We start from the raw sequence: 20,548 nt of genomic DNA, 5'->3' as shown, positions 1-20,548 counted from the left end.
TTATATACCCAAAATCCTGCGCGCATTGGCCTTCAGGACTTTGGGGCGGATCTCCTCGCGGATATCGAGTTTTGCAAAATCGGCGAGCCAACGGTCCGGCGTGATGACGGGCCAGTCGGAGCCGAACAGCATCTTGTCCTGCAGGATCGAGTTGATGTAGCGCACCAGGATCGGCGGGAAATATTTCGGCGACCAGCCGGACAGGTCGATATAGACGTTCGGCTTGTGGGTCGCGACCGACAGCGCCTCTTCCTGCCAGGGGAAGGAGGGATGCGCGAGGATGATCTTGAGGTCGGGAAAATCCGCCGCGACGTCGTCCATGTACATCGGGTTGGAATATTTCAGCCGCATCCCCATCCCGCCCGGCATGCCGGAGCCGACGCCGGTCTGGCCGGTGTGGAACAGCGCGATCGCGCCGCCGTCATTGATCGCCTCATAGAGCGGATAGGCCATACGGTCGTTGGCGTAGAAGCCCTGCATGGTCGGGTGGAATTTGAAGCCGCGGACGCCGTAGTCCTCGATCAGCTTGCGCGCCTCGCGGACGCCGAGCTTGCCCTTGTGCGGATCGATCGAGACGAACGGGATCAGCACGTCGAGATGGTCGGAGGCAATCTCCAGCATCTCCTCGTTCTTGTAGCGGCGGAAGCCGGTCTCGCGTTCGGCATCGACCGGGAAGATCACCGCGGCGATGTTCTTCGACCGGTAGTAGGCGGCGGTCTCCGGCACGGTCGGCGGATGCTTGTGCGGCGATTTGAAATAGTCGGCCATCTGCGCCTGGAAATCGTCATAGCCGTCGTCGCCATGCATGCCGCACGGCTCTTCGGCGTGGGTATGGATGTCGATCGCGGTGACCTTTTCGATGTCGGGCAGTTTGAGCTTGGGCATGCGGATTCCCGGCGGCGTGTTTGTTGGTGATGGAAAATAATTATATGATATAACGATTTTCGCAAGCGGTCTGGTTGATGGGCGGGCGGTTGCGGACTGATCCGGTTCGGCCGGAAAAGTCCGTAAAGATGGGTCCGGGCCCGGCCCGCAAGCACGATTCGCCGGTCGTGTAGCCGGCGTCAGGGTCAGCCGGCGGCACGGGCCGCGGCGCCACAATCGTTGTGCCCGCCGTTTCCGAAGCGATCTCAATGGCATGGCCGAGTGGCGGACGTGGGCTCCAGGCCGGGATAGGGCCGAAAATCGGCCCATCTCGGTTGACATTTAACAGTCCGATGGCTTAGAACCCGGCCGTCCCGCGCGGCAGGCCGCTTGTCGGGGTAAATCCCATTTTGCCAACTATTGGCATTGATCAGGTACGGCCTCCAACACGGGCCTTTCGAAGTAACAGGATTGTCCCATGAAGGTCCGTAACTCGCTGAAGTCGCTGCGCGGCCGCCATCGCAACAACCGTCTGGTCCGCCGCAAGGGCCGCGTCTACGTGATCAACAAGGTCCAGCGCCGATTCAAGGCGCGCCAGGGTTGATTGCGCGCGGACCGGCGTGTTGCGCCGGTCCCAATTCGTCTCTTTCACAGGTCTTTGACGCCGCGCTGCTTTGCAGTGCGGCTTTGTGCGTCTAGACTTCGGCGATGGGATTAAACGTTTTTGGCCCCACCAACCGCCGGCTGGCGATCCTGATCGCCGCGCTTCTGGCCATGCCTGTCGCGGCCGCCGCGCAGGACGATCCGCGGGTGATCCCGCCGCCGAAGGCCCAGAAGAAACTGCCGGAGGCGCCGACCAAGCTGCCGAAGGTTCCGGCCGACCGCACCCGCGGGCTGGATTTCCTGTTCGGCGCCCTGAAGGCCGCGCCCGATGAAGACAGCGCCCGCCACGTCGAGGCGCGGATCTGGGCGCTGTGGCTGCAAACTCCGAGCGATACCGCCGCGCTATTGATGGTGCGCGCCAAGGCTGCGCTCGACGCCCAGAATGTCGATGTCGCTTTGAAGCTGCTGGACGCGGTGATCAAACTGCGGCCTGATTATGTCGAGGCTTGGAACCGGCGTGCGACGATCTACTACCTGAAGAACGATTATGTCCGTTCGCTGGGGGATCTGCAGCAGGTACTGACCCGTGAGCCTCGGCATTTCGGCGCGCTGGCGGGTGTCGGTATGATCATGCAGGACATGGGCGACGACAAGCGCGCGCTGGACGCCTTCCGCAAGGCGCTGGCTGTCGATCCCTATCTCGAGAAGGTGCCGCAGATCGTCAAGCAGCTGACCGAGAAGGTCGAAGGCCGCGACATCTGATGGCGTGCGGTTGATTGCAACGGACCCGAGAGGCACGTTACTCGCGAGCTTGATGCTTGCTCGCGATACGGTCCGGCGCAGGAGACTAGTGCAGGAACTTGCCGCGGGACGCATTGTCCTGGGCGACGGCAGCATAGAATTGCTGAAGCTCCGCCTCCAGGTGCTCATTCACGAGCAACAGCGCCTTCAGGGCGCCGCGCAGGTCACCATTGCAACTCGCCACGATCTGGTCGATGGCCGCATCGCTAGGGTCGGAAATCATGGTACTCCTCCGATTACTTCCCGTTGAACTCGTCGTGCGGACGCGGGTTCCTGTGAACCTCGTGGATAAGCCAAGAAGTGTTCCGGTAGCGTCCCGGTTCTGGATGAAGCCTCGCGTCTGATGGCGAAATTGCCACCTTCAATCTATGAAATTACTAATGACGCAGGTATGAACCCGCTATCCACAGGCTGGGCGCATTGTGGACAACTCCGTGCCTGCCCGTGAGCCGGAAAATCGACAATTGGCTTTCCGAACCAGAGCATGCCCGGGCAGGGCCCCAATCCGGTACCGGGCGAAACCTGACGTCGGCCACCCCGTAACTTCCGGGTGGCGAAAACCCTTCGAATACCCGTCCTTCTGGTACCCAAGCGCCTCTGGATCCCCTCGATGTTGATCGCGATCATCGCGCTGGCGACCGCAGGGCTGGCGCTGGCCCTGGCGACGCAGATCGGCGTGGTGCTGATCCAGCGCGCCTTTCCGCCGCAGGGCCGCATGATCGATGTGGCCGGCGCGCGGCTGCATGTGGTCGAGCTCGGCCCGCGCGATGCCGCGGGGCCGCCGATCGTGATGCTGCATGGCGCAAGCTCCAATCTCCGCGCGATGCAGCCCCTCGGCGAGCGCATTGCCAAGACGCGCCGGGTGATCCTGATCGATCGGCCGGGGCACGGCTGGAGCACGCGCGAGCGCGTTGAGGATTCAACGCCGGCGATCCAGGGCCGGATGATCGTGGAGACGCTGACCAGGCTCGGCGTCGACCGGGCGATCGTGGTGGCACATTCCTGGGCCGGCGCGCTCGCGTTGCGCATCGCGCTCGATCATCCGGACCGCGTCGCGGGCCTCGTACTGCTCGCCCCGGTCGCCTATCCCTGGCGGGGCGGCGCAGGCCGCTATAACGATGTGATCTCGACGCCGCTGATCGGGCCGTTGCTGGCCCACACGATCACGCTGCCGCTGGGCCTCCTCGTCGCCAGTTCGGGCGCGAGCGGTGTGTTCGCCCCGCAGCCGATGCCTGACGATTTCGTCCGCGACAGCGCGACATTGCTGTTGCTGCGCCCGCGCGAATTCATCGCAAACGCGCGCGACCTCGTCACGCTGAAGGCCGCCGTCGTCGAGCAGGCGCCGCGCTATGCGGAGATCAAGGCGCCGCTATCGATCGTTTCCGGCGACGTCGACAAGACGGTCACGACCGGCATCCATTCGCGGTTGCTCGCCGCGACGGCGCCACAGGCAAAGCTCATCGTGTTGCCCGGTGTCGGCCACATGGTGCAGTACGCCGCGCCCGACCTGGTGGCCTCCGAGATCGAGGCGATGGCCGGCCGGATGACGCGGGACATTATGACGGCACAATAGCTGCTACGTAGTCGCCGCGCGAATGTGATCTGGCAAGACTTGCGCCGCCGTGTGGCGCCAAACATCATGTCACGCGCGGCTTTCCGGTTTCATCAAAGGACACCTCTCATGCGGATCGACAACATCGCCGACCTCATCGCCGAAACCCTTGCCCAGACCGGCGTGAAGCGCATCTACGGTGTCGTGGGCGACAGCCTCAACGGCCTCACCGAGGCCCTGCGCAAGCGCGGCACGATCGACTGGCTGCATGTGCGCCACGAAGAGGTTGCGGCGTTCGCCGCCGCCGCCGAATCCCAGATCACCGGAGATCTCGCGGTGTGCGCGGGCTCCTGCGGCCCGGGCAATCTGCACCTCATCAACGGGCTGTTCGACGCACATCGCAGCCGTACGCCGGTCCTGGCGCTGGCGGCGCAGATTCCCTCGGCCGAGATCGGCGGCGGCTATTTCCAGGAGACCCATCCGCAGGACCTGTTCCGCGAATGCAGCCATTACTGCGAACTGGTGTCGGACCCGGCACAACTGCCCTACATGCTGGAGAATGCGATCCGTGCCGCGGTCGGCAAGCGCGGCGTCGCGGTGCTGGTGCTGCCGGGCGACGTCGCGATGCGGCCGGCGCCGAAGCGCGATATCGCGCCGAATGCCGGCCTGCTGCCGCCGGTGCCGGTGGTGCGTCCGGCCGACGCCCAATTGAACGCGCTGGCCGCGCTGCTCAATGGCGCCAAGCGCGTCACGCTGTTCTGCGGCCGCGGCTGCGCCGGCGCGCATGACGGCCTGCTCAAGCTCGCCGAGACGCTGAAGAGCCCGATCGTGCATGCGCTCGGCGGCAAGGAATATGTCGAATACGACAATCCCTACGATGTCGGCATGACCGGCTTCATCGGCTTTTCCTCCGGCTATGCCGCGATGCATGGCTGCGACGTGCTGCTGATGCTGGGCACCGATTTCCCCTACAAGCAGTTCTTCCCGACCGGCATCAGCATCGCCCAGGTCGATCTCCGCCCGGAAAATCTCGGCCGCCGCTGCAAGCTCGATCTCGGCATCGTCGGCGACGTCGGCGAGACCATCGCCGCGCTGCTGCCCAAGCTCAACCCGAAGACCGACCGCAAGTTTCTCGACTCCAGCCTCGCGCACTACAAGGACGCCCGTGCCGGGCTCGACGATCTGGCCCGCGGCAAGCCCGGCCAGAAGCCGATCCATCCGCAATATCTGGCGCGCCTGCTCAGCGAGCAGGCCAGCGAGGATGCGGTGTTCACCGCCGACGTCGGCACGCCGACGATCTGGGCCGCGCGCTACCTAAAGATGAACGGCCGCCGCCGGCTGGTCGGCTCCTGGGTCCACGGCTCGATGGCCAACGCGATGGCGCATGCGATCGGCGTCCAGGCCGCGCAGCCCGCGCGGCAAGTGGTGTCGATGTCCGGCGACGGCGGCTTTGCCATGCTGATGGGTGATTTGATCACGCTGACGCAAGCGAAGCTGCCGGTGAAGGTCGTGATCTTCAACAACAGCGTGCTCGGCTTCGTCGCGCTGGAGATGAAGGCGGCCGGCTTCATCGAGACCGGGGTCGACCTGAAGAATCCGGATTTCGCGGCGATGGCCCGCGCCATGGGCATTCACGGCGTCAGGGTGGAGGATCCCGGCGAGCTCGAGGGCGCGATCCGCGACGTGCTCGCGCATGACGGCCCGGCCGTGCTCGACGTCGTGACCGCGACGCAGGAATTGTCGATGCCGCCGACCATCACCCTGGAACAGGTCAAAGGCTTCAGCCTGTGGGTGCTGCGCGCCGTGATGAGCGGCCGCGGCGACGAGGTGGTCGATCTCGCCAAGACCAACCTGTTGCCGCGCTGATCGCAGCGGCGTCTGCCCCGGCCCCTAGCCAGGGCAGACGCGCGGCCGATGCCGCCGATTACTGCTTCTGCTTGCCGTCCTTGTCGAACGACGACACATAGGCCCACAGATTGTTGGCCTCGGTCTCGTTCTTGATGCCGGCGAACGCCATCTTGGTGCCCGGGATCTTGGCCTTCGGATCCTTAATGTATTCGAGGAAGGTGTCCTTGTTCCAGGTGATCCCGGAGTTCTTGTTGGCATCGGAATAATTGTAGTCCGGCGCGGTGCCGGAGTGGCGGCCGTCGAGGCCGTTGAGCTCAGGGCCGACCTTGTTCTTGGCGCCTTCGCCGATCGCGTGGCAGGCGAGGCATTTGTTGAACGAGGTCTTGCCGGCGGCGGCATCCTGCGCCAGCGCGGAGGATGCGGTGGCCAGCGATGTGACGACCGCCAGCGCGCTCAAGGTCTTCAGGTTCATGGGGTTCTCTTCGTTTCGTCCCGGGAGGTAGTGATCTTTTGTGGCATGTCCGGCTTGGGCAGGACAAGCCACGAAACTTTGACAGGTTTCGCGGCCGCCTGCTTGCCCGAGAGAGAACTCGGCATTGCCGGGCAGGGCAATCCGACCTTCGGCCGGTCGACTGAAACAAGTCGACTGAAACAGGTGCAGAGCTGATTGATTTGTCGTAACAAATCGGCAAAGGGCAAAAGCCCGCCGAGGGAACACCGATGTCCATCATGATGCCGGCGGCCGACCAGGCCGTGCTTGCGCGCCGCGCCGAGATCGTGGCTGCCTTGCGCGCCATCGTTCCGGGCGAGGGCGTGATCGACAGCGCCGCCGAGATGCTGGCCTATGAATCCGACGGCCTGACTGCCTATCGGCAGCCGCCGATGGTCGTGGTGCTGCCCGATACCACCGAGCAGGTCGCAAAAGTCCTCAAATACTGCCAGGGGCAGGGCATCAAGGTGGTGCCGCGCGGTTCGGGCACCTCGCTGTCCGGCGGTGCGCTGCCGCTCGCCGACGGCGTGCTGCTGGGCCTCGGCAAGTTCAAGCGGATCCGCGAGATCGACTTCGACAACCGCGTTGTCGTCACCGAGCCCGGCGTCACCAATCTGGCGATCAGCCAGGCGGTCGCCCATGCCGGCTTCTATTATGCGCCCGATCCGTCGTCGCAGATCGCCTGCTCGATCGGCGGCAACGTCGCGGAGAATTCCGGCGGCGTGCATTGCCTGAAATACGGCATGACCACCAACAACGTGCTGGGCTGCGAGATCGTGCTGATGTCGGGCGAGATCCTGCGCATCGGCGGCAAGTCGGCCGAGAACGCCGGCTACGATCTGATGGGCATCATCACCGGCTCGGAAGGACTGCTCGGCGTCATCACCGAGATCACGGTGCGCATCCTGCAGAAGCCGGAGACGGCGCGGGCGCTGATGGTCGGCTTTGCGGAGGTCGAGGCGGCCGGCGAATGCGTGGCTGCCATCATCGGCGCCGGCATCATCCCGGGCGGCATGGAGATGATGGACAAGCCCGCGATCCACGCTGCGGAGGCCTTCGTTCATGCCGGCTACCCGCTCGACGTCGAGGCGCTCCTGATCATCGAGCTCGACGGTCCGCAGGTCGAGGTTGATGAATTGATCAAGCGGGTCGAGGCGATCGCGCAGGGTTGCGGTTCGACCTCCTGCCTGATCTCGACCTCGGAGGCCGAGCGCAATCTGTTCTGGGCCGGCCGCAAGGCCGCCTTCCCCGCGGTCGGGCGCATCTCGCCGGATTATCTCTGCATGGACGGAACGATCCCGCGCGGCGCGCTGCCGAAGGCGCTGGCACGGATCCGCGAGCTCTCGGAGAAATATGGCCTCGGCGTCGCCAATGTGTTCCACGCCGGCGACGGCAATCTGCACCCGCTGATCCTCTACGATGCCAACAAGCCGGGCGAGATCGAGAAAGCCGAGGCGTTCGGCGCCGACATCCTGCGCTGCTGCGTCGAGCTCGGCGGCGTGCTCACCGGCGAGCACGGCGTCGGCATCGAAAAGCGCGATCTGATGCCGGAGATGTTCACCGAGATCGACCTCAACCAGCAGCAGCGGCTGAAATGCGCCTTCGATGCCGAGGGCTTGCTCAACCCCGGCAAGGTGTTTCCGACGCTGCATCGCTGTGCCGAACTCGGCCGCGTCCATGTCCACGCCGGCAAGCTGGCGTTTCCGGACATCCCGCGGTTCTAGGCGCGGCGTCGCTCCGGCGAGGGCGTCGATCGATACAATTCGACGGATCGTCCTTTCGAACCGATAACCTTAACCGATGCTGGCCGCGATGGCCGTGGCGCGCCGTCCGGGCTGCCGTCGCGCGTCGCTGCAATTGCGGCTTGCACCGTTTACACGGCCTTCAGCTGTTCCCCGGTATTTTCCCTGGGATGCATGTCTTCGGGAACACATCGATGCCCAGCCTGGCCGATCAGCTGGCGCTTACGCGCAATCGGCCGGCGGGTTTCGACTACATGCGGATCGCGCTGGCGACGACGATCATCTGCCTGCACGGCGCGAACGTGACGCTCGGGCTCGGTCGGGCGCTGGAGATCCAGAGCACGCTTCGCATCGGCATCGCGATGATCCTGGCGCTGTTCTTCTCCCTGAGCGGCTTCCTGGTGACGGCGAGCCTGCAGCGCTGCAAGAGCCTGATTTCCTTCCTTGGCCTGCGCGTGCTTCGGATCGGGCCCGCGCTCGCGGTCGAGACCACGCTGTCGGCCATCATCATCGGCTCGATCTTCACCGAGCTGCCGTTGGCGCAGTATGTCGCCGACCCGAAACTCCACGCCTATTTTCTCAATATCGTCGGCGACATCCAATACGAGCTGCCGGGCGTCTTCCTGCACAATCCGATGCCGGACGTGGTGAACGCCCAGCTCTGGACGGTGCCGTATGAATTGTGGTGCTACGTCGTGCTGGCGCTGCTCGCGGTGACTACGATCTGCTTCAACAGGGTGGCCTACCTGGTGTTCCTGGTGGCCGTTCAGGTCGCGCTGCTGAGCTACGACATCTACCGCTGGGACGAGGTGCCGATCCAGCTTCGCCCGCATCTTCTGGTGTTCTGCTTCCTTGCCGGCGTCGGCTTCTACCTCTGGCGCGACAAGGTTCCGTTCCACCGCACCCTGTGCTTGCTGGCGCTGCTGGCGTGCGCCGCCGGCATGGCCACCGGCCGCGGCGACGCGCTGGCGCCGGTGCCGGCCGCCTATGTCGCGTGCTATCTCGGCCTGATGAATCCGCGGCGGAGCTGGATCGTGTCGTCGGGCGATTACTCCTACGGGCTGTATCTCTATGGCTTCGTCATCCAGCAATGCATTGCCTCGCTCGGCCCGCCGCTCCAGCACTGGTATCTGAACGTCCTGATCAGCCTGCCGCTTGCCTTCGGCGTCGCCGTCGCGTCCTGGCATCTCGTCGAGAAACACGCGCTTCGGCTCCGGGGGCGGGTCGAGACGTTTGAGGCCGCGGTGCTGTCGCGGATGGCGATCGTCGGCTTCTGGCGCAGGCCGCCGGAGCGCGTCGAGTTGCGCGCATCCCTCGGCAACAGCAGCGCATCGATCTGACCTTGCATCTGCGGGAAGGATGAGCTTCGGTTCCAGTCAGAACCGAAGCTCCAGCTTGTTGTTTGACGCGCTTTCCTCGGCGCCGCAGCTCACAGCAGCGTGTATTGTGTCCGCTCGCGCTTGGCGAGCAGCGGCAGCGCCTGCTCCGCGATGTAGGTCTTGAAATAGGCGCTCTCCGCATGCGCCTTGAACGCCGCTTCGTCCTGGAACAATTCGTAGAACAGGAACTGTGCCGGATTGTCCTTGCCGCGGCCGATCAGGAACAGCTTGGTGCCGGGGTCTTTCTGCGCCTCGGGCAGGAAGCTGTCGAGGATTGCCGCGACCTTGTCGGCCTCGCCTTCCTTGGCTTCCCATTGCGCGACGACCAGAAGGCCTGACGTGTTGATCGCATCGCTGATGGTTCTCGTGCTCATCGCATAGTGCTTCATTGGTAGTCCTCCGTTGCTTTGCTCCGATCGAGCTTGCGATCCGGACCCGGGCGAGACGCCGGCGATCGTCATGGCCGCGACGAGCGAGCCGATGGCCGATCGTCGGGTGAGCATCATCGTCGTGGTCTTGACTTCCGAACGCTTCATGATCGCCTCCAGATGATTTGCGCCAACCGTTATGCCAGCCGAACCGCAGGGCGAGAGATAGGGGATCGATCTGCGGGTTCGGTTAGGCGGCGATCGAAGTGTCGATGTCGTGAACATTTCGACCATGATCGAAGCGTCGCGGCGGCCTGGCGTGCGACAAATGGATGACTTCGACAGGAACCGGCCATGCAGACCATCGCCCCCGAGCTTGCGGAGCTCGCCGCCCTGATCGCCGATCCCGGCCGCGCCGGCATCCTGTCGCGGCTGATGGACGGACGCGCGCAGACCGCGAGCGAGCTGGCGCGGGTCGCGGGCGTCACGCCCCAGACCGCGAGCTGGCACCTGGCCCGGCTGGTCGAGCGTGCGCTGCTCAAGGTCGAGCGGCAGGGTCCGCGGCGCCTCTACCGGCTGGCTACCCCGCTGGTTGCGCAGATGCTCGAAGGCATGATGACGGTTGCGGCGATCGACCCGCATCCGTCCCGCCCGCCGCCGCGGATCGATGCGGAGATGCGCCGGGCCCGGACCTGCTACGACCACCTTGCCGGCGAGCTCGGCGTCGCCGTCACCGACGCGATGCGGGAACGCGGTCACCTCCACCTCGACCCGGAGGCCGGCGAGCTGACCGCGTCGGGCCGCGCATTTCTCCGTGATCTCGGCATCGACCTGCGTGCGCCGGCGCGGAGCCGGCGGCTGTTGTGCCGGCCCTGTCTCGACTGGAGCGAGCGGCGTCCGCATCTGGCCGGACGGGCAGGGGCCGCGGTTGCCGACCTCGCGTTGCAGCGCGACTGGATCCGGCGCCGGCCGCAGGGCCGTTCGGTCGAGATCACCGCCCCCGGGCTCGTCGCATTCCGAGACGTGTTCGGCGCGCGCATTTGATTTCGGAGCCGAATTTCGATACCGCCTAGCCTGTGGAAACGCTCAAAGTCAGAGACATCAAGGATGTCGAAGAGGTGGTGCGCGCGGCGATCGCCAGCGAGCAGCCGCTTGAGATCATCGGTCATGGATCGAAGCGCGCCATCGGCCATCCGATGGCGACCAATGCGGTGCTCGACGTGTCGGTGCTGAACGCGGTCACCGCCTATGAGCCGAACGAGCTGATCATCACCGTCGAGGCCGGCGCGCCGCTCGCCGACGTGCAATCCCTGATCGATGCCAAGAACCAGCAATTCGCCTTCGAGCCGGTGGACATTTCGGTGCTGCTCGGCAGCGCGGGCGCCGGCACGATCGGCGGCATGATCGGCGCCGGCCTTGCCGGTCCGCGCCGCATCAAGGCCGGCGGCATCAGGGATCATCTGCTCGGGGCGCACGCGGTGTCCGGCTTCGGCGACGGCTTCAAGACCGGCGGGCGGGTGGTGAAGAACGTCACCGGCTACGATCTCTGCAAGCTGCTCACCGGGTCCTGGGGCACACTCGCGGTCATGACCGAAGTGACACTCAAGGTCATGCCGAAGCCGGAGGCCGAGCGGACGCTGGTGCTGCGCGGCCTCGACGACGTCACCGCCAACAAGGCGATGACCGCGGCGCTGGGCTCGCCGTTCGACGTCTCGGGCGCGGCGCATCTGCCTGGTTCGGCGCTGCGCTCCGGAACCGGCGCGCTCGCCGGCCTCGCAACCTCCGGCCAGCCGGTCACGCTGGTGCGGCTCGAGGGGATTTCGGCCTCGGCGATCCACCGGGCCGCTTCGTTGAGCCAGACCCTCTCGTCCTATGCAACGGTCGACGTCCTTGCTGACGATGCTTCTGCTGCGATCTGGAGCGCGCTGCGCGACGTCTTGCCGTTCGCCGCGAACGGCGCGCTCGGGACCTGGCCGGTGTGGCGCATCGTTTGCCCGCCGGCCTCGGGTGGCGCGTTCGGCCAGGCGCTGGCGCGTGAGACCGGCGGCGAGGTGATCTATGACTGGGGCGGCGCGCTGATCTGGGCCGCGGTGCCGCCCAACGCCGACGCGCATGCCGTGCTGGTCCGCAGCCATGTCGAGGCGATCGGCGGACACGCCACCTTGATCCGGGCCAGCGAAGATGTGCGCCGCGCGGTCGACGTGTTCCAGCCGCAGGCGGCCGGGCTTGCCGCGCTCGGCGAGCGGGTGCGGGCGAGCTTCGATCCGCGATCGGTGCTCAACCGCGGCCGGATGATACGAGGCGGGGGTGCATGAAGACCGAATTTTCCCTGGCTCAGCTTGCCGATCCCGACATCCAGGAAGCCGACAAGATCCTGCGCGCCTGCGTGCATTGCGGCTTCTGCACCGCGACCTGCCCGACCTATGTCCTGCTCGGCGACGAACTCGATAGCCCGCGCGGCCGCATCTATTTGATCAAGGAGATGCTGGAGAAGGACAAGCCGCCGACGGCTGAGGTGGTCAAGCATATCGACCGTTGCCTGTCGTGCCTTGCCTGCATGACCACCTGTCCGTCGGGCGTGAACTACATGCACCTCGTCGACCAGGCCCGGGTCAGGATCGAGCGGGACTATCAGCGGCCGCTGACCGAGCGGCTGCTGCGGTCGGTGCTCGCTTTCGTGCTGCCGCGTCCCGGCCTGTTCCGGACCAGCATGATCCTGGCCGGGCTCGCCCGGCCGTTCGCAGCGCTGCTCCCGACGCCGTCGGTCGGCGCGGCGAGCCCCGGCCTGCTGCGGCGGATCAAGGCGATGCTGGCGCTCGCGCCGCGCGGCCTGCCGCAGCCGGGACCGGCAGCGGGAACCGTGTTTGCGCCAATCGGGCGGCGCCGCGGCAGGGTCGCGCTGCTGCAGGGCTGCGCCCAGCAGGTGCTGGCGCCGCGGATCAATCAGGCCGCCATCAACGTGCTGACCCGGCACGGCGTCGAGGTGGTGCTGGTCAGGGACGAGCAATGCTGCGGCGCGTTGACCCATCACATGGGACAGGACGGCGACGCGCTGGCGCGCGCGCGGGCCAACATCACGGTGTGGCAAAGGGAAGCGGACCAGAACGGGCTCGACGCCATTCTGGTGACGACCTCGGGCTGTGGGACAGTTGTCAAAGACTACGGCTACCTGCTGCGCGAGGACAAAGCATTCGCCGGGCCGGCGCAGCGAATCTCGGCGCTGGCGAAGGATATCACCGAGTATCTCGCCGGCCTCGAGCTCGCGCCTTCAACGCAGATAGGCGATGTCACCGTCGCCTATCACTCGGCTTGTTCGTTGCAGCATGGACAGAAAATCACTCAACTTCCGAAAGAATTGCTTTCCAAGAATGGATTCGTGGTGAAAGATGTACCCGAGAGCCATTTGTGTTGCGGTTCGGCGGGGACCTACAACATTCTCCAGCCCGACATTGCGAGCAGATTGCGCGATCGCAAGGTCGCCAATATTGCGCTTGTCAAACCGGACATGATCGCCGCGGGCAATATTGGGTGCATGGTTCAGATTGCCGGCGGTACGTCAGTTCCTGTGGTGCACACGATTGAGCTTCTCGATTGGGCGACAGGAGGTCCCCGGCCAGGATTGAATTGATCGACTGCCACTCGAGCATGATCCGGACCTCAGCCTTGCCCTGACGCAACGTGCCTGACGCAACATGTCTGACGCAATGTGTCTGAAGCAATGTGAAAGTCAGGCGCTTCCCTGCCACAGACGCGAAGCGATCGCGCGGCCATCATGCCCGACAAGTGAAGTGGAGGGCGCCTCTCCCCGAGGCGCAGCCAACGACCGGCAAGCGATCACTTCAATACGCGGTGGACTCAAATCAGCGGCAATAGGAGGACCACAATGGCGAAGTCGAAGAAGGCAAAGAAAAGCAAGAAGGCCAAAAAGGCCAAGAAGGCGGTAGCGGCCAAGAAGAAGTCGGCCAAGAAGTCCGCAAAGAAGTCGGCCAAGAAGGCCGCGAAGAAGTCTGCAAAGAAATCGGCGAAGAAGTCAGCCAAGAAGGCTGCCAAGAAAGTTGCGAAGAAGGCTGCTCCGAAGAAGGCCGCACCCAAGAAGGCTGCGAAGAAAGCTGCCAAGAAGAGCGCTCCGAAGAAGGCCGCCGCGCCGAAGCCGGCCGCCCCGGTTGCAGCCACGCCGGCGCCCGAGCCTGCGCCGCAGCCGGCCCCGAGCTGGGCCACGCCGAGCCACGAGCCGGCGCCGAGCTGGGGCACCTCCGATGGTGAGCACCACTGACCGAACCTGCACCGGTTCATCCGACCGAAGCCGCAGCGGACGCCGCTGCGGCTTTTTCCGTGTCAGTGGTCCGTAGTTTTGCGGAGAAGACGATTCGCGTCGGCACCGCCCGCAGTGTGTCGAACCGTTGCTCATTTCCGGCTGAGCGGGTCGTTCAACCGGAACGGGAGCCTCAGTTTTGTGGTGCAAATGCAACACCCATCAACCAACGTGTGCCGGGACTGCCAGAACGCCTAAAAAGTCGGCAGATGCATGTCTTTTCGCCTTCTCCAAAAGGGAGCTGCGTTTCAGATTGATCACACACGATTGAGTTGCAGTCCGTTATCGCGCGCCCTGGGGGCCACCGGAGCTGGGCTGTCTGGACATTTGGATGGGGACCGTCATGAAGAAACTGGCTTTGTTAGCAACGGCGCTAGCAATGATTTCGAGCTCGGCAATGGCAGCTGACATGGCGGTGAAGGCCGTCAAGGCGCCGCCGCCGGCTCCCTTCGATCCCTGGGATATCGCCTTCGGCGCCGGCATCGTCAGCGACTACATCTTCCGCGGCGTCACGCAGTCGAACCATAATCCATCGGTCACCGCCTATTTCGAGCCGCGCTACAACGTCAACAAGGACCTGCAGCTCTACATCGGCACCTCGACCGAAAGCATCTCCTTCGCCAACCGTGCTGCGGCGGAAGTCGACGTCTACGGCGGTATCCGCCCGACCTTCGGCGCCTTCGCCTTCGACATCGGTGTCTGGGGTTACCTGTATCCGGGCGGAACCTGCTACTTCGGCGCCGCTACCGACACTGCGGGCAAACCGCTCGGCAACGAGTGCCTGACCAATTTCCTGCCGAACGGCAACGTGATGAAGAAGGACGTCTCGTTCTTCGAGGTCTACGGCAAGGCGACCTGGACCATCAACGACAACTGGGCGTTCACGATCAACGAATACTACTCGCCCAACTTCCTGAACACCGGCGCCTGGGGCAACTATTCGTCGATCATCGGCAAGTACACCGCGCCCAGCACCGTGTTCGGCACCAGCGGCGTCGGCCTGTATGTGTCGGGTGAGTTCGGCCGGCAGTGGCTCGGCACCTCCGACAGCTTCTACGGCGTCCCGGCGTTCCCGAACGGCATCAAGTATGCCGACTACAACACCTGGAACATCGGCATCGGCTTCACCTACAAGGTGTTCACGCTCGATCTGCGCTATTCCGACACCGACATGTCGAAGGGCAATTGCAGCGCCTTCACCAGCGATTACACCGCGGGCGGCACCACCAACGTCACCCCGATCAATCCGGGCGGCACTGGTTCCAACTGGTGCGGTGCGGCTGGTATCGCCAAGCTCTCGGTCGACCTGACCGCGATGTCCAATCTGAAGTAATTTCCCTTTCCGGGATCAATGGGGCGGCAGAGCAATCTGCCGCCCTTTTTGTTTTCGGCGGCTTTGTTTTTCACCTCTCCCCACCGGGGAGAGGTGAACCGCACCTCTGGCCCTCGCTTCGCTCGCCTATGACGCGGGAGCCTCGACCCTGTCGTGCAGGGTGAAGCGGTCGCCGTCACGGACCAGCGCGACGTTGCGCTGATGGAAGGCGTCGAGCGTCGAGCGATGGCCGATCGACACCACCGCGGTATCGGGCAGGCTGTCGGCGAGCAGCCTGTAGAGCGCGGCTTCGGACGGCTCGTCGAGCGAGGCTGTCGCCTCGTCCAGAAACAGGAATTGCGGTTGATGCAGCAGCGCCCGCGCGATGCCGAGCCGCTGCTGCTCGCCGAGCGACAGCATCCGGTTCCAGTGCGCCTCCTCCGCGAGCCGCGCCGCGAGCTGCGGCAATCCGACGGCGGTGAGGATCTCGCGGACCCGCCCCGCATCGAATTGCGCGGCCGCGCCCGGATAAACCACGGCGTCGTGCAACGACCCGATCGGCAGATAGGGATGTTGCGGCAGCATCATCAGGCTGGCATTCGCGGGGACATTGATCGCGCCCTTGCCGAACGGCCAGATGCCGGCGATGGCACGGAACAGCGTCGACTTGCCGGCGCCCGAGGGGCCGGTGACCAGGGTGCGTTGGTGGTTGGGAAGCTTGAAGCCGTCAGCCGCGAGCAACGGTTTGCCGTCGGGCAGGGTGACCACGAGGTCGTCGAGTTCGATGCCGTCGCGGCCTGCGGGTTTGACGCGGATGATGTCCTGCCGCTGCGCGAAAGCATCGCCGCCGCGGATCGAGCCCTCGAAGCCGTCAAGACGTGCGACCACCGATTGCCATTCGGCCAGCGTCCGGTAGGCGGTGATGAAGAAGGACAGTGAATCCTGCACGCTGCTGAAGGCCGACGCGGTCTGCATCATGCCGCCGAGCTGGATCTTGTTGGCGAAATAGGCCGGCGCGATCAGCACGTAGGGGAAGATTACAGCGGCTTGCGAATAGGTCGCGGTGAAGGCGGTCAGTTTCTTGGTTCGTTGCATGATGTCGAGCCAATTCCCGACCACGAATCCGAACCGATTGAGCAACCGCGTGCGCTCGGCCGGTTCGCCCTCGAGCAGCGCGATCTGCTCGGCGTTCTCGCGGGTACGCACCAGGTTGAAGCGGAAATCGGCTTCGAACCGCTGCTGCCGGAAATTGAGGTCGACCAGCGGCCGGCCGATCAGATGGGTCAAGGTTGTGCCGAGGATCGCGTAGACCAGCGCGCCCCAGACCAGATAGCCGGGAAACGCGATGTCGTTGCCGAACAGATGCAGCGGCGCCTGATTGGACAGGCCCCACAGGATCACCACGAAGGACGCAAGCGTGACCACGGAGCTCAACAGTCCGATCCCGAGCGTCAGGGTCTGTTCGACGAAACGCTGGGTGTCGTCGGCGATACGCTGGTCCGGGTTGTCGGCGGCATCACCGAGCAGCTGCATGCGATAGTGGTTGGCATCGTGCAGCCAGCCGCCGAGATAGCGCGTGGTCATCCAGCGTCGCCAGCGGATCTGCAGCCATTGATTGAGGTAGAGCTGGTAGACTTTCAGGCCGATCCAGAACGCCGCGAGCACGCAGAAATAGCCGATCTGATAGCTGAAGACCGCCTGATCGCGCTCCTGCAGCGCGTTGTAGAAAACATTGTTCCAGCGGTTGAACAGCACGGTGAGAAAGACGCTGGCGAGCTCGATGACGATCACCGCCGCCAGCAAGCCACGGCCGGCCCATTTGTCCTCGGAGTTGAAATAGGGCGAGGCGATGCGCCACACCGTCGCGAGCGTCGAGCGAATGTTTTTCACAGATTATCGTCTCCGGGGAAGCGGCCGCAAAGGCCTGAAGAGTCGGGACAATCGGCGTGGGCCTCGACTAAAGTCGTAAGCCTGGCATGCAAGCGTTGGCTTGTCCCGGCGATCGAGTCAACCCTAGCATGACGACAACGGCGAGGGGCGGGGGACCTTCGATTTTTCGCGAGGATGTGAGCGATCCTTACCGATCGTTCATTCGCGAGCCGGGGCTAGAGACTTTTCCGACGGACTCCCGCAATCGCGCCAGCGCGCCTGCCAGCACCGATGCCGGCGCGCTGCATAAGAATGTGGGAAGGACCCTGAGATGAATACCTGGAATCAAATCTACAATCCGCTCGGCAATGCCGGGCTATCGACGCTCGCCGCCGCCGTTCCCGTGGTCACGCTGCTGGTCCTGATCGCGAGCGGCAAGGTGAAGGCGCACATCGCCGCCATCATCGCCGTGATCGTGACCAACCTGATCACGATCTTCGTCTTCACCATGCCGGCCGGCATGTCGATCCGTGCGTCGATCCTCGGCATCGTCACCGGGTTCTTCCCGATCGGCTGGATCGTGCTCAACGTCATCTTCCTCTATCAGGTCACGGTGAGGTGCGGGAAGTTCGAGCTGTTGAAGCGCGCGGTCGGCGGCGTCACCGAGGATCGCCGGCTGCAGCTCTTGCTGATCGCGTTCTCGTTCGGCGCCTTCTTCGAAGGCGCCTCGGGCTTCGGCACGCCGGTCGCGATCACCGGCGCGGTGCTGATCGGGCTCGGCTTCTCGCCGCTCGCAGCCTCCGGCCTGTCGCTGATCGCGAACACCGCCCCGGTCGCCTTCGGCGCGCTGGGGACGCCGATCCAGGGCCTCGCCTCGGTCACCGGGCTCGATCCCTACATCCTCGGCGCCATGGTCGGCCGGCAGTTGCCGCTGTTCTCGCTGATCGTGCCGTTCTGGGTGGTGTGGGCATTCGCGGGCTGGCGCGGCATGAAGGAAGTGTGGCCGGCGATCCTGGTCACCGGCGTGTCGTTTGCGGTCCCGCAATTCGTGATCTCGAACTACATCAATCCCTGGATCGTCGACATCGGCGCCTCGCTGATCTCGATGGGCGCGCTGATCCTGTTTCTCAAGGTCTGGCAGCCGGAGCATCTCTGGCTGTCGCCGAAACTGCGCGGCCGCGATGAATCGGCGGCGACGATGGCCTCCGCCCCGCCGCTCGACAAGACGCCGCTGACGCAAGGCGAACTCTGGAGCGCACTGCTGCCGTGGATCATCGTCTGCGTCCTGATGCTGATCTGGGGCAACGGTGCCTTCAAGGCCTGGGCCAACGCCAACTTCGTCTGGAACTATCCGGTCCCTGAGCTCGACAAGCTGATCTTCAAGGTGCCGCCGGTGGTGCCTAAGCCGACGGCGGAAGGCGCGGTGTTCGGCTTCACCTACCTGTCGTTCACCGGCACCGGCTTGCTGATCGCGGCGATCATCTCGGGTCTGTTGATGGGCTTCTCGCCGCTCAAACTGGTCGCAGAATATGGTCGCACCATCCGCCTCTGCGCGATCTCGCTGATCACGATCTCGGCGATGTTGGCGATCGGGACGCTGACCCGGCTGTCCGGCGTCGATGCCACCCTCGGCCTCGCCTTCGCCGCGACCGGCGTGCTCTACCCGTTCTTTGGCACCCTGCTTGGCTGGCTCGGCGTGGCGCTGACCGGATCGGACACCTCGTCCAACATCCTGTTCGGCAATCTGCAGAAGATCACCTCCGAGCAGCTCGGCCTGCCGCCGGTGCTGATGGCGGCGGCGAACTCCTCGGGCGGCGTGATGGGCAAGATGATCGACGCGCAATCGATCGTGGTCGCCTCGACCGCGACCAACTGGTACGGCCACGAGGGCTCGATCCTGCGCTACGTGTTCCTGCACTCGATCGTGCTGGCGTGTCTGGTCGGCCTGTTCGTGACGCTGCAGGCCTACGTCTACCCGTTCACTGCAATGGTCTTGAAATAACGAGGCGAGGCGTCGCCCAAACCAGGATCCCCGTGGGTGCGAGCCCGCGGGGATTTTGCGTTTCCAGGATCTTTTCCCGCGCGGCCAAGCTGGCCAATCGCGGCCTCGTCCCATACAAGGGCGGCGTCGCAATTGCGGGGAATGGCATGAGCTCGATGCAGCGGATTTTGAACGGCGGCGTGGCGGTGCTGGCGTTGGTTTCAGCGGCGCTTGCCGCGGTTCCGGCCAAGGCTCAGGAGGAATTCCCGTTCGGCTTCGTGATGACGCTCGATGCCGCGCGCATGCCGGGCTCGAAGCGGATTCCCTCGATCGAGGTCGGCGACAATGGCGAGGTGATCCTCGAGCTGTGGTGCGATGGCGGCAAGGGCCAGTTCTCGGTTGCCGGCAACACCATCGTGTTCGTGCCCGGCGCGCTGGAGAACCGCACCTGCACGCCGGACCGGGCGCAGGCCGACAAGGATCTGCTGGCGGCGCTCGGCGACATGACGAGCTGGCGGCGGCAGGGGGATCAGGTCACGTTCATCGGCAGCAAGCAGCTGCGCTTCGTGATCAACAGCAACTGATCGAAAGCGTCGTGCCGGCGCTCAGGGCGTCGCGATCAATCCGCTCGCGGTGGCGACGATCCAGCGGTTGCCCCAGCGCACGATGGAATCGACCCGCCCGAGGCCGGGGACGACGTCGCCGCGCGCGGCCATCTTGACGCCCTCCGGCCCTTCGAGCACGGCGGTGCCGTCGCGGACCTCGACCACCGACCATCCGGGAATCGTGCTCGGCCGCGTTTCCGGTCCCGCCGAAAGCAGCGGCTTTGATCCGAGCGCGGCGGCTTGCGCGCCGAGCGTCGTGGGCGCTGCCCCCAGCACTTGCGGGCGCGGGTTGGCGACGGGCTTGGGAATGCTGCCGGTGACCGATGGCTCGGCGTTGGACGCGGTCCGGCGCGGGCTTTCGCTCTTTCGGCTCGGCGGTGCCTCCGCAACGTGCGGGGCCGGCGCCTCCTTCTGGGCCACCGGGACCGGCGCGGGACCCACGAAGTCATGCCAGTTGGCGCCGCCGGTCCAGCCCAGCACGAAGCTCGCGGCGAGCGCGGTGGCTGCCAGCAGCGCGGTGCCGATGCGGTCGGCGAACGGCTCCCGCAGCAGCAGGGCGGCGTCGTGATTCTCGCTGGAGACGTCCCAGAGGTCCGCCGTCTGCGCCGGCGAATGACCCTCCGTCGCATCTGACGGCCAGATGCTCTCAGGATTGATCGGCTCGCGGTCTTGCATGGCGTGACCTGTGTTCGATGACGCAAAGGATGATCCTCGAAACTAAATCGAGCCTTAATTTTCGGTGACCGAACTGCGGCAGCACGAAGTCTTTTGGTCGCAGGTCCCCGTAAATGCCCGGGGGCGCTCGCACGCAGCGGTCGTTTC

The 20,548-nt window shown here is 64.9% G+C and carries 19 protein-coding genes; 13 read left to right on the top strand and 6 right to left on the bottom strand.

Annotation, left to right across the window (positions count from 1 at the left end; all coding sequences use genetic code 11):
* Positions 1–885, bottom strand: coding sequence for an amidohydrolase family protein (locus ACTUWL_RS10150; protein WP_021080996.1), 885 nt, complete (start codon positions 883–885; stop codon positions 1–3).
* Positions 886–1,342: 457 nt separating this feature from the next.
* On the opposite strand from ACTUWL_RS10150, the gene ykgO reads away from it, so the two are divergent.
* Positions 1,343–1,468 (top strand): type B 50S ribosomal protein L36, encoded by a 126-nt coding sequence (gene ykgO / locus ACTUWL_RS10145; RefSeq protein ID WP_002718645.1) that lies wholly within the window; start codon positions 1,343–1,345, stop codon positions 1,466–1,468.
* Between the two features lie 104 nt (positions 1,469–1,572).
* Complete coding sequence (locus tag ACTUWL_RS10140) at positions 1,573–2,229, top strand: tetratricopeptide repeat protein (protein WP_021080995.1); 657 nt, start codon at positions 1,573–1,575, stop codon at positions 2,227–2,229.
* Between the two features lie 85 nt (positions 2,230–2,314).
* On the opposite strand, the gene ACTUWL_RS10135 is transcribed toward ACTUWL_RS10140, so the two are convergent.
* Positions 2,315–2,491 carry a hypothetical protein gene (locus ACTUWL_RS10135; protein WP_021080994.1) on the bottom strand — a complete coding sequence of 59 codons (177 nt, stop codon included), beginning with the start codon at positions 2,489–2,491 and terminating at the stop codon, positions 2,315–2,317.
* Positions 2,492–2,878: 387 nt separating this feature from the next.
* Here ACTUWL_RS10135 and ACTUWL_RS10130 point away from each other — a divergent pair, with 387 nt between their 5' ends.
* Positions 2,879–3,841, top strand: a complete 963-nt coding sequence (locus ACTUWL_RS10130) for an alpha/beta fold hydrolase (RefSeq protein ID WP_021080993.1) — start codon at positions 2,879–2,881, stop codon at positions 3,839–3,841.
* Positions 3,842–3,949: 108 nt separating this feature from the next.
* A complete protein-coding gene (gene poxB / locus ACTUWL_RS10125; protein WP_021080992.1) occupies positions 3,950–5,686 on the top strand; it encodes a ubiquinone-dependent pyruvate dehydrogenase in 1,737 nt (578 codons plus the stop codon).
* Between the two features lie 58 nt (positions 5,687–5,744).
* Here the strand turns inward: poxB and cycA are convergent, their stop codons facing one another.
* The gene (gene cycA / locus ACTUWL_RS10120) at positions 5,745–6,140 is read right to left on the bottom strand and encodes a cytochrome c-550 CycA (RefSeq protein ID WP_021080991.1); all 396 of its coding nucleotides are present in this window, start codon (positions 6,138–6,140) and stop codon (positions 5,745–5,747) included.
* Between the two features lie 248 nt (positions 6,141–6,388).
* Between cycA and ACTUWL_RS10115 the strand changes: the two genes are divergently transcribed.
* Both ACTUWL_RS10115 and ACTUWL_RS10110 read left to right on the top strand, forming a co-directional pair.
* Positions 6,389–7,882, top strand: coding sequence for an FAD-linked oxidase C-terminal domain-containing protein (locus tag ACTUWL_RS10115; RefSeq protein WP_021080990.1), 1,494 nt, complete (start codon positions 6,389–6,391; stop codon positions 7,880–7,882).
* 212 nt (positions 7,883–8,094) lie between these two features.
* Positions 8,095–9,240 carry an acyltransferase family protein gene (locus tag ACTUWL_RS10110; RefSeq protein ID WP_021080989.1) on the top strand — a complete coding sequence of 382 codons (1,146 nt, stop codon included), beginning with the start codon at positions 8,095–8,097 and terminating at the stop codon, positions 9,238–9,240.
* Between the two features lie 89 nt (positions 9,241–9,329).
* On the opposite strand, the gene ACTUWL_RS10105 is transcribed toward ACTUWL_RS10110, so the two are convergent.
* Positions 9,330–9,815, bottom strand: a complete 486-nt coding sequence (locus tag ACTUWL_RS10105) for a putative quinol monooxygenase (protein WP_291734111.1) — start codon at positions 9,813–9,815, stop codon at positions 9,330–9,332.
* 186 nt (positions 9,816–10,001) lie between these two features.
* Here ACTUWL_RS10105 and ACTUWL_RS10100 point away from each other — a divergent pair, with 186 nt between their 5' ends.
* The 5 genes from ACTUWL_RS10100 to ACTUWL_RS10080 all read left to right on the top strand — a co-directional run bounded on the left by ACTUWL_RS10100 (position 10,002) and on the right by ACTUWL_RS10080 (position 15,292).
* Positions 10,002–10,691, top strand: a complete 690-nt coding sequence (locus tag ACTUWL_RS10100; RefSeq protein WP_021080987.1) for an ArsR/SmtB family transcription factor — start codon at positions 10,002–10,004, stop codon at positions 10,689–10,691.
* A gap of 32 nt (positions 10,692–10,723) precedes the next feature.
* Positions 10,724–11,962 carry an FAD-binding protein gene (locus ACTUWL_RS10095; RefSeq protein WP_021080986.1) on the top strand — a complete coding sequence of 413 codons (1,239 nt, stop codon included), beginning with the start codon at positions 10,724–10,726 and terminating at the stop codon, positions 11,960–11,962.
* Entirely contained in the window at positions 11,959–13,275 is a 1,317-nt protein-coding gene (glcF, locus tag ACTUWL_RS10090; protein ID WP_021080985.1) for a glycolate oxidase subunit GlcF, read from the top strand. The genes ACTUWL_RS10095 and glcF overlap by 4 nt, the downstream gene beginning before the upstream one ends.
* A gap of 255 nt (positions 13,276–13,530) precedes the next feature.
* Positions 13,531–13,920, top strand: a complete 390-nt coding sequence (locus ACTUWL_RS10085) for a hypothetical protein (protein ID WP_021080984.1) — start codon at positions 13,531–13,533, stop codon at positions 13,918–13,920.
* Positions 13,921–14,302: 382 nt separating this feature from the next.
* Positions 14,303–15,292 carry a TorF family putative porin gene (locus tag ACTUWL_RS10080; protein ID WP_035652669.1) on the top strand — a complete coding sequence of 330 codons (990 nt, stop codon included), beginning with the start codon at positions 14,303–14,305 and terminating at the stop codon, positions 15,290–15,292.
* Positions 15,293–15,418: 126 nt separating this feature from the next.
* Here the strand turns inward: ACTUWL_RS10080 and ACTUWL_RS10075 are convergent, their stop codons facing one another.
* Positions 15,419–17,161 carry an ABC transporter ATP-binding protein/permease gene (locus ACTUWL_RS10075; protein WP_021080982.1) on the bottom strand — a complete coding sequence of 581 codons (1,743 nt, stop codon included), beginning with the start codon at positions 17,159–17,161 and terminating at the stop codon, positions 15,419–15,421.
* A 310-nt stretch (positions 17,162–17,471) separates the two neighbouring features.
* Here ACTUWL_RS10075 and ACTUWL_RS10070 point away from each other — a divergent pair, with 310 nt between their 5' ends.
* Both ACTUWL_RS10070 and ACTUWL_RS10065 read left to right on the top strand, forming a co-directional pair.
* On the top strand, positions 17,472–19,142 hold the full coding sequence (locus ACTUWL_RS10070; RefSeq protein ID WP_021080981.1) for an L-lactate permease: 1,671 nt from the start codon (positions 17,472–17,474) through the stop codon (positions 19,140–19,142).
* A gap of 146 nt (positions 19,143–19,288) precedes the next feature.
* Positions 19,289–19,705 carry an META domain-containing protein gene (locus ACTUWL_RS10065; RefSeq protein ID WP_035652656.1) on the top strand — a complete coding sequence of 139 codons (417 nt, stop codon included), beginning with the start codon at positions 19,289–19,291 and terminating at the stop codon, positions 19,703–19,705.
* Between the two features lie 21 nt (positions 19,706–19,726).
* On the opposite strand, the gene ACTUWL_RS10060 is transcribed toward ACTUWL_RS10065, so the two are convergent.
* Positions 19,727–20,401, bottom strand: a complete 675-nt coding sequence (locus ACTUWL_RS10060) for a hypothetical protein (protein WP_021080979.1) — start codon at positions 20,399–20,401, stop codon at positions 19,727–19,729.
* Between the last annotated feature and the right edge of the window lie 147 nt (positions 20,402–20,548).

Source organism: Bradyrhizobium sp. WCU1, from assembly GCF_053474805.1.
Note: the sequence above shows the minus strand (reverse complement) of the source record. Positions and strands in the feature narration are given on the sequence as shown.